At 58.0% G+C, this 12,341-nt stretch carries 12 protein-coding genes, 1 tRNA gene and 1 pseudogene; 6 read left to right on the top strand and 8 right to left on the bottom strand.

Features of this window, described 5'->3' with window-relative positions; genetic code table 11:
• Positions 1-24 precede the first annotated feature (24 nt).
• The gene (locus GKQ23_RS18235) at positions 25-1,125 is read left to right on the top strand and encodes an AAA family ATPase (protein ID WP_212409091.1); all 1,101 of its coding nucleotides are present in this window, start codon (positions 25-27) and stop codon (positions 1,123-1,125) included.
• Positions 1,126-1,249: 124 nt separating this feature from the next.
• On the opposite strand, the gene GKQ23_RS18230 is transcribed toward GKQ23_RS18235, so the two are convergent.
• The 3 genes from GKQ23_RS18230 to folD form a co-directional block, all read right to left on the bottom strand.
• Positions 1,250-2,674, bottom strand: a complete 1,425-nt coding sequence (locus tag GKQ23_RS18230; RefSeq protein ID WP_212409090.1) for an MFS transporter — start codon at positions 2,672-2,674, stop codon at positions 1,250-1,252.
• Positions 2,675-3,134: 460 nt separating this feature from the next.
• Positions 3,135-3,347: a ribosome-associated protein YbcJ gene (ybcJ, locus tag GKQ23_RS18225; RefSeq protein WP_056240300.1), complete on the bottom strand. Its 213-nt coding sequence runs from the start codon at positions 3,345-3,347 to the stop codon at positions 3,135-3,137.
• Positions 3,347-4,213, bottom strand: coding sequence for a bifunctional methylenetetrahydrofolate dehydrogenase/methenyltetrahydrofolate cyclohydrolase FolD (folD, locus tag GKQ23_RS18220; protein ID WP_056240298.1), 867 nt, complete (start codon positions 4,211-4,213; stop codon positions 3,347-3,349). Before folD ends, ybcJ begins: the two co-directional genes overlap by 1 nt.
• 180 nt (positions 4,214-4,393) lie before the next feature.
• Here folD and GKQ23_RS18215 point away from each other — a divergent pair.
• Positions 4,394-4,470 (top strand) — tRNA-Arg (locus GKQ23_RS18215).
• A gap of 15 nt (positions 4,471-4,485) precedes the next feature.
• Here GKQ23_RS18215 and GKQ23_RS24215 read toward each other — a convergent pair.
• The 3 genes and pseudogenes from GKQ23_RS24215 to GKQ23_RS23965 all read right to left on the bottom strand — a co-directional run.
• Positions 4,486-4,605, bottom strand: a pseudogene (locus GKQ23_RS24215) (hypothetical protein); the annotation flags it as partial.
• A gap of 113 nt (positions 4,606-4,718) precedes the next feature.
• Positions 4,719-4,934 (bottom strand): hypothetical protein, encoded by a 216-nt coding sequence (locus GKQ23_RS18210; protein ID WP_212409089.1) that lies wholly within the window; start codon positions 4,932-4,934, stop codon positions 4,719-4,721.
• A gap of 237 nt (positions 4,935-5,171) precedes the next feature.
• A complete protein-coding gene (locus tag GKQ23_RS23965; protein ID WP_249168428.1) occupies positions 5,172-5,417 on the bottom strand; it encodes a cytochrome b in 246 nt (81 codons plus the stop codon).
• Between the two features lie 930 nt (positions 5,418-6,347).
• On the opposite strand from GKQ23_RS23965, the gene GKQ23_RS18200 reads away from it, so the two are divergent.
• The 3 genes from GKQ23_RS18200 to fsa all read left to right on the top strand — a co-directional run bounded on the left by GKQ23_RS18200 (position 6,348) and on the right by fsa (position 9,205).
• Positions 6,348-6,857, top strand: a complete 510-nt coding sequence (locus GKQ23_RS18200) for an NlpC/P60 family protein (RefSeq protein ID WP_249168427.1) — start codon at positions 6,348-6,350, stop codon at positions 6,855-6,857.
• A gap of 643 nt (positions 6,858-7,500) precedes the next feature.
• A complete protein-coding gene (locus GKQ23_RS18195; protein ID WP_212409088.1) occupies positions 7,501-8,199 on the top strand; it encodes an RluA family pseudouridine synthase in 699 nt (232 codons plus the stop codon).
• A gap of 343 nt (positions 8,200-8,542) precedes the next feature.
• Positions 8,543-9,205 carry a fructose-6-phosphate aldolase gene (fsa, locus tag GKQ23_RS18190; protein WP_212409087.1) on the top strand — a complete coding sequence of 221 codons (663 nt, stop codon included), beginning with the start codon at positions 8,543-8,545 and terminating at the stop codon, positions 9,203-9,205.
• A gap of 487 nt (positions 9,206-9,692) precedes the next feature.
• Here the strand turns inward: fsa and GKQ23_RS18185 are convergent, their stop codons facing one another.
• Positions 9,693-10,574: an EamA family transporter gene (locus GKQ23_RS18185; protein ID WP_212409086.1), complete on the bottom strand. Its 882-nt coding sequence runs from the start codon at positions 10,572-10,574 to the stop codon at positions 9,693-9,695.
• Between the two features lie 67 nt (positions 10,575-10,641).
• Between GKQ23_RS18185 and GKQ23_RS18180 the strand changes: the two genes are divergently transcribed.
• Entirely contained in the window at positions 10,642-11,169 is a 528-nt protein-coding gene (locus GKQ23_RS18180; protein ID WP_212409085.1) for a MarR family winged helix-turn-helix transcriptional regulator, read from the top strand.
• A gap of 154 nt (positions 11,170-11,323) precedes the next feature.
• Here GKQ23_RS18180 and GKQ23_RS18175 read toward each other — a convergent pair whose 3' ends face one another.
• Positions 11,324-12,319, bottom strand: a complete 996-nt coding sequence (locus GKQ23_RS18175; protein WP_212409084.1) for a LacI family DNA-binding transcriptional regulator — start codon at positions 12,317-12,319, stop codon at positions 11,324-11,326.
• Positions 12,320-12,341 lie beyond the last annotated feature (22 nt).

Here is a 12,341-nt window from a genome sequence, read left to right as displayed (position 1 = left end):
CTTTAATACCCTGAGGATCTCACGTTGATCAGACAGATCGCCATCACCAACTTCCGTTCTATCCGCCAGCTGGAACTGCGGCTCGGCCAGCTTAACGTCATCACCGGGCCGAACGGCTGCGGCAAATCCAACCTGTATAAAGCGGTACGGCTGCTGCATGAGGCGGCCTGTGAACGGCTGTCGCCGGCGCTGGCCGAAGAGGGCGGGATCCAGAAAGCGATGTGGGCGGGCGGCGCGCGGCGCGGCGAACGCAACAGCGAACTGAAGCGCATGGTGCTCGCGGCGGAGATGGAAGATTACGACTACCAGCTGGAGATCGGTTACCCGGAGCCGCTGGTCAGCCTGTTTAACCTCGATCCGCTGGTGAAAACCGAGCAGCTGTGGCTGAGCGGCCAGCGCCGCCGCCCCTCATCGCGGCTGCTGGATCGGCGTAACCAGGTCGCTTTTCTCAACAACGTCGACGGCGAGCGGGTGGCCTATCCGGCTTCGCTGCACGCCGAAGAGTCGGTGTTCGGCCAGCTGTCGGAGCCGCACCTCTATCCCGAAGTGTCGCGGGTGCGGGAAACCCTGCGCGGCTGGCGCTTCTACCACGAATTTGCCATCTGGCCGGGATCACCGCTGCGCGCGCCGCAGGTGGGCATCCGCTCGCCGATCCTCGCCCATGACGGCAGCAACCTCGCCGCCGCTTTTGAAACTATTCGCGAGCGCGGCCATAGCGAGCTGCTGTTCAGCATTCTCGGCCAGGCCTTCCCGGAGAGTGAGTTCAGCGTGGAGGCGAACAGCGGCCGTTTCCAGATGCTGATGCACCGCCAGGGCATCCTGCGCCCGCTGGAGGCCGCCGAACTCTCCGACGGCACGCTGCGCTTTCTCTGCCTGGTGGTGGCGCTGCTCAGCCCGCGTCCGCCGGCGTTTATGGCGCTGAACGAACCCGAAAACAGCCTGCACCCGGACCTGCTGCCGGCGCTGGCGCAGCTGATCGCCGAAGCCAGCCGCTACAGCCAGCTGTGGGTAACCAGCCACTCGCCGCTGCTGGCGGAACTGATCGCCCGCCACACCGACGTCACCCACTACCGGCTGGAGCAGGTGAATGGGGCGACGCAGGTGGCTGCTGAAAAGAGCGACTAGCGTGCAGCGGCAGGCAGGCGAAAACGTTACCTGTCTTCCGCTGGTTCAGACTGCCAACATCCCGGCTCATACCATGAGTGCTATCAGAGAGAGTCAATCCTCTGATAAGGCCCCCTGGCTGAACTCATTTTTCTGTCGCTCCCGTGTTCTGTAGCCCCTTCGCCGATCGTCCGGCGCTGAACACCGCCAGCAGCGGTGCCAGCGCCAGCACGCCGAACAGCACATACGCGGCGCTCTGCGCCCCGGCAATGCCGCCCGGCGCGTTCAGCCCGCCCTGATTGGCCAGCATACCGGCCAGCGCAGCCCCCAGCGCGGTAGCCACCAGCTGCACGGTGGTGATCGAGGTGGCGGCAGCGTCCTGCTCCTCTTCCGGCGTCACCTGCAACACCCGGGTCAGCAGATGCGGCCAGCCCAGTCCGATACCGAAACCGACCAGCAGCAGCGCAAGTGAAATCACCACCAGCAGCCCCGGCGCGCCGTTGCCGTTCACCGGCAGCGCCAGCGTCAGGGCGGTCATACCCGCCAGCACCAGCAGCGGACCGGCTACAATCGCCAGCCTGATGCGCTTACCCTGCCAGCCAGAGCTCCAGATCTCCGCCAGCGTCCAGCCGGCCGCCATCAGCGCTGCCAGATAGCCCGACAGCAGCGGCGACTGGCCGTGCAGCAGCTGCAGGAAGTAAGGCACAAAGGTCTCACTGGTCATACCCACCACCAGCAGACCGATGGTCAGGTAGAGCGGCAGCAGCGGCGAGCCCCGGCGCAGCGCGTTGCGCGGCAGCATTCGGTACTTACCGTTGCGCTCGCGGCGCACCAGCATCACTAGCAGTACGGCAGCGACGGCCACGCTGGCGAGATTAACGCTAAGGCGCGGATCGGTGCTGCCGAGGCCGATCGCCAGCACGGCAGCGGTCAGCAGCAGCAGCTGTGCCAGCGGCAGCGGTGCGGCGGCAGCCCGGTTGCCGCGACCGGCGGGCAGGGTGCGTAGCACCAGCCAGGCGTAAGCCAGCGTCACCGGTACGATAAAGCCGAATGCCAGCCGCCACGCGTGCATATCAGCGAAGATCCCGCCGATAGCCGGGCCGACCAGCGTGGCCACGCCCCACATGCCGGAGATCAGCGCAAAGGCGCGCGGCCACAGCCGCTGCTCAAACACCTCATTAATCATGCAGTAGCCCAGCGCAAACAGAAAACCGCCGCCCAGCCCCTGCACGGCGCGCCCCAGCAGCATCACCGGCATGCCCGGTGCCAGCGCGCAGAGCAGGCTGCCGCAGAGGAAAAAGAGGATGGCAACGGCGTAGGTTCCGCGCGCGCCGGTGCGGCTCAGCGTGGGGCTGGTCAGCGCCGAACCGAGAATGGAAGCAATCACAAACAGCGTGGTGTTCCAGGCATACAGATTCAGCCCGCCAATCTCCTGCACCACCGACGGCAGGACGGTGGTAGCGATATAGATATTAATGGCGTGCAGCGCCACCCCGCCGGAGAGCACCACCGAACACGCGGCGTTTTTCCCCGACAGCAAATCTCCCCAGTTTCCTTCATGCGATGACATAGTGGCTCCTTACCTTATGATAATTTCCCTGCGCGCTGCCCCGGAGGCTGGCCAGGAAAAGATGAAAATCCGGCAGATGGCGCGATAGTAGTCAGCACAGTAAAAACGGGTCAAAAAAACGCGCACTCGGTGAACATTCAGCGCACTGCGCGACAAGAAGGCACAGAAAAAGCATGGAAAGGCTGGCAGAGCAGAGCAGAGCAGAGCAGAGCAGAGCAGAGCAGAGCAGAGCAGAGCAGAGCAGAGCAGAGCAGAGCAGAGCAGAGCAGAATAGGCGTTGGATGCGGGATGCGAATTCCAGGCAGTGGATACAGGCAGGTCGTGCCAGAGAGTGGACGAAGACGATGGTGCGGAGGCAGATACCTGCGTTCTGAACAGCGGAGTAGTGGTCACTCAGCCAGCGTAATGCCCAGCGGCTGAGTATACCGCAGAGCCTGACGGGCAGGCTCTGCGAAGAGGATCAGGCCGTGACGCTAACGCGCTGGCCGTCGAACTCTACGGTCTGACCGGCGACGATTTTGCAGCGCTTGCGGGTTTCCACCGCGCCGTCCACCGTCACATAGCCATCGGCGATCATATTTTTCGCCATTGCGCCGCTCTCCACCCAGCCTTCCAGCTTCAGCAGGTCACAGAGATCGACGTGGGGAAATTTACCTAAAGAGAAAGTTGCCATTATTCTGCTGCTCCTTCATCGCTGCTCTCGCAGGCCTGCAGGGTGTTTTCAATCAGGGTTGCTACGGTCATCGGACCGACGCCGCCCGGTACCGGGGTGATATACGCAGCGCGTTCGCTGGCAACGTCAAACTCCACGTCACCCACCACTTTGCCGCTCTCCAGACGGTTAATACCGACATCAATCACGATCGCACCCGGCTTGATCCACTCGCCCGGAATAAAGTTCGGCTTACCGACCGCCACCACCAGCAAATCGGCGTGCTCGATATGGTGACGCAGATTTTTGGTAAAGCGGTGGGTCACGGTGGTGGTGCAGCCGGCCAGCAGCAGCTCCATACTCATCGGGCGGCCGACGATATTGGACGCGCCCACCACCACGGCGTTCAGGCCGTAGGTATCAATGTTGTAGCGCTCCAGCAGCGTGACGATGCCGCGCGGCGTGCACGGGCGCAGCGTGGGCGCACGCTGGCACAGGCGGCCAACGTTGTACGGGTGGAAACCATCGACGTCTTTCGCCGGTGAGATATGCTCCAGCACCTTAACGTTGTCGATCCCGGCCGGCAGCGGCAGCTGCACCAGGATACCGTCGATTTCACCGTCGTTGTTCAGCCCGGTGATCAGGTCCAGCAACTCCGCTTCACTGGTGGTGGCGGGCAGATCGTAAGAGCGGGAGATAAAGCCCACCTCTTCGCAGGCGCGACGCTTGCTGCCAACGTAAATCTGCGAAGCCGGGTTCTCACCCACCAGCACTACGGCCAGGCCAGGAGCACGTTTGCCCGCCGCCAGACGCTGCTGAACTTTTTCCGCAACCTCTTGCCGCACCTGCTGCGCAATCGTTTTACCATCGATAATTTTTGCTACCATCAGAGAGGGGATCCATCTGTGTTGAGTTAAATCGGGGATTGCCTCTATTTTGTCAGAAGCGGGCGCTGCTGTCAGGCGGAGAATGGCACCGATTGCCTATAACTTCGGCAACGGGTGCGCTAACCCCTCAAAATCGTTGACTCAGCACCGCCGCGCCGTATAATCCGGGGCACTCACCATGCGCCCTTAGCTCAGTTGGATAGAGCACCGGCCTTCTAAGCCGTAGGTCACAGGTTCGAATCCTGTAGGGCGTACCATTAAGTTTCAACGAATTACCCCTTTTCTTTAGCCTTCAATTTTCCTGCATGGGACAAATTTGGGACATCAACCCTGAAAATCGAGTCAATTTTGCGCGCATGTTCCGTCAGGTGGTCAGGGGCAAGGTGAGCGTAAAGAAGGGTGTTGATCCGATCGTGCTCTGACCAGTGCTTCCCCGCGATGCTGCTGATGAATTCAGAGCGGCATCGCCTTGCTACTGAACGCAAGGCGTTTTACTGCTGTGGTGTTATTCACCAGTCGCCCTCTGGCTCTGCGCCCACTGATGCACCTGATGATCATGGCGGCAGTCAGCATCGCAATAATGACCTTTTGTAATGCTCTCTTCGCACCAGTAGCAGGCTCCGGTGAATGCCATACTCGGCAATTTCCGGTTGGCCAGAGCCACCTCTACCATCTGCTGTTCACGTGCGCTGGCCTCGTCAGCAATATCTGCATAGTTCATGCCGCAACCTCGCTGATTGCCTTTTCACCCTGCAGGGCGACCCGGTTAATGTGCTGCTTTCTATAATGAAACGGTCATCGATGGTGATGTTCATGGTTTACTCCGTGCTCTGGCAATAAAAAAGCCACCGGGTGAATGTACAACCGCCGCAGCTCCACACATGCTCATAAGCCCATGGGGCAAATGTTCCGCAGGAGAACGCCGGCCCCGATCAATTCAGTATCCCTGCTAACTCTTTTACCAGCTCATTCTGCGCAATACGCGGTTGCCAAACAGTTCATGTTTCACCACCGCGAGGATATGCAGCAGCACCAGGCCTGCCAGAGTGGTGCACGAGATAATATGCGTAACGAAAAACAGGTCAGTGATCAGTTTGCTCTCAATCAGATGCGGGATGGAGAACAGGTTAAAGATGTTAATATCCCTGTCCATCATCAGTACGCCGGTAATCAGTACCACGGCAATATTGATGTAGAGCAGCATATGCACCCAGTCGGCGGCACGGCTGGCGAAGTCTTTTTTACCTTAGTGTGGCTTGCCTAATTTTAACAGGTAATAAACCCGCAGAATAAAGAATGGGATAAATACCGTAGTCAGGGAGACGTTAAAGAAACCGATCCAATCTTTTAATTCAGGGGTGGTTTCAAACATTGCCGCATAGAAACCTGTAACTGTCGCTCAGATAATAACGACAGCCGACAGCCAGTGCAAAATGACCTGCTGCCAGGCATACTTTTTGGTTTTCATTTTTCTCTCTTGAGGGTAATAAATAAAAAAAGGTTGTAAATTTAAGGTGATGATTCTATCAATGACTGAGAGTAATCCTATCGGACTCGTCATCAGTTAACGTAGGCTGTTTCCTACAACGACAGCGTGAGTAAAATGGCAGGCTCACCCGATATATCTGACAGGAAAATGGGTTGCCCCTGGTAAGTAAAGAAAAGTAAATGGTAATCGGATTAAATAAGAAGGGTTCTCTTTTCTTTGTAGGCAATGGATGACAAAATGCGTGAAATCAGATTTAAACCAGTCAGAATAACTAAGTTTGGAACGTGGTGGTTTTTTTGATTTTATTTATCATGATTTTATCAAAGTGCATTCTACTGCCATCACTGTTTTCAGGATGATGCTTTTATTTATTTTCTTATAAAACAATGGGTTGTTGAGGGGCGGGAGTTACCTGTCATGATAACAGGGTGTGGGAAATTATCCGGTCTGTTATTACGTTTAGGTGTCTGAAATAGAAGCCATTCCTTTCAATGTCGTCCATGATGACACGTAAAGATTTACGCAAGACATCCGTTTGTCAGAAGCGTGTAAGCGATAATATCGTGATTCCACCTCTCTTGACGCCAGAATGGTTGATGGTTAAATTTTGCCCGGACATTAACCAAAGAGTGAATCGTTTTTTTTATGAATGCCCGAAATTTTGCTACCGGCGGTCTGCTGCTTATCGCCCTTTTTAGCTCTGCTCCGCTGTATGCCTCTGACTACAGTAATATGATGGCTCAGAAATCAGCAAATAAATCTATCGGTGATGCCGGAATAAAGAAAAAACTTTCTTCTGAGTTTTCCCGCTGGAGTGGCGTGAAGTACCGGTTTGGCGGTACGACGATGAAAGGTATTGACTGTTCAGCGCGAGTGCAGAAAATCTATCATTCGTCCTTTTTCGGCAAAGCGTCATCTCATCTGCCGCGTACCACCGAGCAACAGATCAAGCAAGGGGTGAAAACGAAACGTGAAGATCTGCGGGCCGGCGATCTGGTATTTTTCCAGCTTTCACCTAAGCAGAAACACGTCGGTATTTATATCGGTGGTAAGAAGTTTATCCACGCTTCTACCAGTGAAGGCGTGATTATCTCCACGCTGGATAACAGCTACTGGTCTGAGCGTTTAATCACGGCACGCAGGTTGATTGCCTGACCGGATAAAAATGGCGGTATCTCCCTGCGCGGTTGTTGAAGTCACGTTCAGTAACCTATAGGGAGGAGGTATTCACATGTTCTCCTCTGCCAGCGGTGATGCAGGTATGGGGCAGATGATGTAAATGGCTGTAATCAATGAGGCCCTCTTATCCGCGCCGTAAGCGCACACCACAAAAAAAAGCGTCAGGCTGACTGGCTGCTGACAGAATAATTATCTCCTTAATCGGTCAAAATAAAACAGATTTGTAGTGAGAAAGCTGTTATCGTGAATCGTTCGTTAAACAAAATAAGAAGGTTTCTATCACAAATTTTAAGCTAAAATGTCCCTCATGCTTCAGCATTCAGTACCGCTTCTCGCATCTCGACATTACAAAACAAAACCCTTACGGTGCCAAATGTATTTTTTGTAAATCAATCATGAAAGACAGCAAGTAACGATTGATTCAGCAGTTTACTTTTCTGCACTTCCCGATAAAAATTCCACTCTGAACTCAGCACTGCGAATCGTCCCCCTGTAATGACGACGATCGCAGCGTCTTGTGTCCGCAGAGCCTGTAAATGGGCTTTAAGCTGCCCGTTGTTTCCAGGCTGACCCTGTTCCCGTTATCATCTTTCCCCACCCTTATCTTAAGAACCGCACAATGTCCGCCATCACCGACCACTTTATCGCTCCCGTATGCCACGATGAAATCCGCATCCTGTACCAGGATGAATACCTGCTGCTGATCGACAAGCCCTCCGGCCTGCTGAGCCTGTCGGGCAAAAATCCGCAGAACCTCGATTCGGTGCACTACCGGCTGGTGCAGGACTTTCCCGGCTGTGCGCTGGTTCACCGCCTCGACTTCGGCACCTCCGGGCTGATGCTGGTGGCGAGAAACAAGGTCATCAACGCCGCGCTGTGTCAGCAGTTTAGTCAGCGTACGGTGAGTAAGCGTTATGAGGCGCTGCTGCTCGGCCATCTGAGGGAGGATGAGGGAGTGATTGATGCGCCGATAGGCCGCGATCCGGCGCTGTTTCCGCTGATGAGCATCTGTGAGGTCAGCGGCAAACCGGCCCGTTCGCGCTATCAGGTACTGGAACGACTACGGCGTGAAGCAGAAGGCGAGGAACCGCTGTTGCTGACCCGCGTAAGGCTGACGCCGGAAACCGGGCGCACCCATCAGCTGCGTATCCACTGCCAGTGGCTGGGGCATCCGATACTCGGCTGCGATCTGTACGGCGGGCTGCTGCAGCCTGGCACCGCGCAGACCCGGCGGCTGATGCTGCACGCCAGCGCGCTGAACTTTGTGCATCCGCTCAGCGGTGAACCGATGGCGATCCACTGCGCCGCGCCGTTCTGATCCCTCAGGTTCGAAGGGATATCTGATAGTATCCGATGCGCAACGTCAGCGTGCTGTCTTCGGGGCTTTCGCGTGCCATAGCAGCGGCTGAGCTTTCGAAACTTGTTTCATTTCTTTCAAAAGAGATCGCCAGATTAAATCAGCGCGATCCTGTTTGTGCTTCCTGCGGGATTAATAAAAACAATGTGTTAATTATCATAATGTTATAGTGCACATTGCTCCTTTCGTTTTCCAGGGGAAATTGTGACAGCCATCACCTGTTTGCTTTCAGGTTTCATTTATCTTCTCCGCAGCCTGTTTCAACTTTCCTGATTTTATTCGCAGCGTTTTTCCGGAGGCAGTAATGGAGTTTTATCTAGATACCGCAGATGTGGCCACGGTCCGTCGTCTGGCACCGATCTTACCGATCAAAGGCGTCACCACCAATCCGAGCATCGTTGCCCGCAGCAAACGGCCGCTGGCCGACGTGCTGCAGGAGCTGGCATCGCTGCTGCCGGCGGACGGCAGGCTGTTTGCGCAGGTGATGGCCCGTGAGCCGCAGGCGATGATCGACGACGCGCTGCGGCTGCGTGAAATGGTACCGTCACTGGTGGTAAAAGTGCCGGTAACCCACAACGGACTGGTGGTGATTAAGGCGCTGACGCAGCAAAATATTCCTACGCTGGGCACCGCGGTGTACGGCGCGGGGCAGGGACTGTACGCCGCGCTGGCCGGGGCCAGCTACATTGCCCCCTACGTTAACCGTATTGATGCGCAGGGCGGTGACGGTGTGGTGCTGGTGAAGGAGCTGCAAAAGCTTGTCGATCTCCACGCGCCGCAGGCGAAAGTGCTGGCGGCCAGCTTCCGCACCGCACGCCAGGTGCTGGACTGTATGCTGGCGGGCTGCCGGGCGATCACCGTCGATCCGGATGTCGCCGAGTTGTTCCTGCAGGATCCGGCGGTGGATAACGCGCTGCAGCGCTTCGATCTGGACTGGTCTGCGGCTTATGGCAGCACGACGTTATAAGAGCGGAAGGGCTATCTGTCGAAGAAGTGGGGCTTAATCCAGCCCGTGTACTTTGCGTACCAGCGCGAAAATCAGAATGAAAACAAGTAATAAGAACAGCACCGATGGCAGGATATTTTTCATAAACGCATCCTTACTGGCTTACTGAATTAAGATCTGAACACCGCCGTCCAGCCTCACGCTGAACGGCGGTTTATCCCGAAAAAAGCTGCCGACGCTTTCACCCTGAAAACGCAGTAATAAGAATCATCCTACTCCTGCTGCATCCTTTTTCCAGCCTGATAAAAAACCAGTGTGATACCCGTCCTGAAATCGGGTTCTCAATTCTCTGCCGCTGATGCTCAACTTGATAGCCGCTTGGAAATCCTCTGCCGCTGGTGATAAACGCTGACTGATGAAATTCAACGGGCGGACAAATCGTTACCTGGCTTTCGCACAATACTGGCGGTAACGGTGTCTTCACAGCGCTGCTCACAGAGAGCCCGACCTACCTCTCTTTGCGCTTTCCCGCCATCGCCCCCTGCACGGCGAACACGCTGGCCAGCACCACGATCAGCCCGATCAGCGCCGTGCCGGTTATCGACTGCCCGAGAAACGCCCAGCCGAGCAGCACGGCGGTCAGCGGGCTGAGCAACCCGAGCGAGGCCACCGCCGCCGTCGGCAGGCGGGCCACGCCGCGAAACCACAGCGCGTAGGCAAGCAGCGCGCCGGCCAGGCAGATCCAGGCATAGGCGAGGACGTTTGTCAGGGTCAGGGCGGGCAGCGGCGCGTCAACCGTCAACGCCACCGGTGCCAGCATCAGTCCACCCAGCACCAGTTGCCAGCCGGTCAGCGGCAGCACCGTCAGCGACAGCCGCCAGCGGCGGCTCAGCCAGACGCCGGAGGCCATACAGACAGCCCCGAGCAGCGCCGCCGCCATGCCCACCGGCTCAAACACCGTCTGCGGCGACAGCAGCAGTACCGCCATTCCGGCCACCCCGGCGATGGCGGCCCAGAAGGCGATACGCGAGGGTGCCAGGCGATCCACCGCCCAGGCCAGCAGCATCACGATCAACGGCTGGGTCGCGCCCAGCACCGCCGCCAGCCCGCCGGGCAGGCGAAAAGCGGCAACAAACAGCAGCGCCTGAAACAGGCCGATATTCAGCGCGCTGAGCACCAGCAGACGGCCCCACTCGCCGCGTGCCGGCAGCCGGCGGGCGAACAGCAGCAGCAGTAATCCGGCGGGCAGTACGCGGATCAGGGCCGCGGTGAAGGGCCGGTCCGGCGGCAGAAACTCGCTGGAGACGATATAGGTAGAGCCCCAGATTGCCGGGGCCAGCGCGGTTAACACAACGTCGCGCCAGTGGCGCAGGGCGGTATTTGCAGACATGTTATGACATTACCTTTAGTTCAAGATAATATAAGTCTGTTGATTAATTACCTTGAAGTCAAGATATATGCCTGAGAAAACTAACCCAACCCACGACGCGGTCGATACCATTCTTGCCCAGTGGCGGCGCGAGCGCCCGGACCTGGACGCCAGCCCGATGGGGCCTATCGGTCGTCTCAAACGCTGTACGGCGCTGCTGGAACAGCGTCTGGAAGCCTGTTTTAACCGCTATGAGCTGACCATGTGGGAGTTCGATATGCTGGCGACGCTGCGGCGTGCCGGCGCGCCCTACTGCCTGAGCCCGACCGCATTGTTCTCCACGCTTATGGTGACTTCAGGCACCATGACGCACCGGCTGAAGCGGCTGGAAACCCGCGAGCTGATTATCCGCGTGGCTAATCCGCACGATGCGCGCAGTATGCTGGTGCAGCTGACGCCCGCCGGGGTGGTGCTGATTAATCAGGTGGTGGAGGCGCACGTTGACAACGAACGGCAGCTGCTCTCGGCCCTGTCGGCCGAAACGCTGACCAGCCTGGATACGCAGCTGCGTGCCCTGTTACGGTCGCTGGAACAGGACGGAGCAGCACAGGCTTAAGTTGCGGCCGGGTTGCGTATGGATGGATTGCAGGGGAATGCCCTGCGGGGATCCATGCTTCCGCAGGGCGATAGATCCTGTTACCGGCGGTCGGTCACCTGAGGCGGCGGGCAGCTTCGTGGCACAAGGGTACTGCCCCGTCGCCCCTTTCAGCTCACAGCGATCCCCGCGCCAGCCACGGGCTCTCCACCCTGACCGTGTCGCGGTGCGTTTCGCCGTTAATGATATGCAGTGCGCTTAACCGGCCAATCTCATAGTGCGGCAGCTGCACGGTGGAGAGCGGCGGCAGAAACAGGTCGCCAATGCCGACCATATTGTCATAGCCGAGCACGCCGACGTCGTGCGGGATGCGCACGCCGTTCGCCAGCAGCACCTGATAAACCATAAACGCGATGCGGTCGTTACCGCAGACCACCGAATCAAAGTCCGGCTTGCCCTGCGGCATATGTGCTTCGACCATCGCCGGAATGCTGCGGTAGTGCTGGTCGCCGTGCGCCATTTCACAGTGATCCAGCGTCAGCGGGTCGAGGCCGGCTTCGCGGCAGGCGCGTTCCAGCCCGCGGCGGCGGCGCGGTGGCGCCGGCTGGCCGGACGGCAGGTGCAGGCACAGCGGCCGCCGGTAACCCGCCGCCAGCAGGGCTTTCACCCCCTGATACTGGCCCTGCTCGTCGTCAGGAATATAGCTGGCTACCGCATCATTCAGGCTCTCGCAGTTGGCCAGCACGCAGGGCAGGGTCAGCAGCCGCGGCGGCACCGGCACCCGGCGCAGCCCCATAGTGGTGTAAATAATGCCGGCGGGGCGGTGCGACAGCAGCAGATCGACCATGGTCTCCGGGCTGTCGTCGGAAAACATATTAATCACAAAGCTGTTCCAGCCGTGGGCGCGGGCGGTCTCTTCAATCGACAGGGTCATCTCCACCGAGAACGGCGTGGTCACCGTATCCAGCGCCAGCACGCCGATGGTGTTGGCGGTGCTGCGCGCGCCGCGGATCTTCTTCGCCGACAGGTCCGGCACGTAGTTCAGTTCGTTAATTGCGGCCTGAACGCGGGCCAGCGTCTCGGGTTTCAGCCGCTGCGGGCTGTTCAGCGCCCGGGAAACGGTCATCAGCGACACGTTGGCCAGTTGGGCAACTTCTTTTAGCGATGACATAACGCGTTGTCCTGTCTGGGTA

The organism is Erwinia sp. E602 (assembly GCF_018141005.1).
Classification (GTDB): domain Bacteria; phylum Pseudomonadota; class Gammaproteobacteria; order Enterobacterales; family Enterobacteriaceae; genus Erwinia.
Note: the sequence above shows the minus strand (reverse complement) of the source record. Positions and strands in the feature narration are given on the sequence as shown.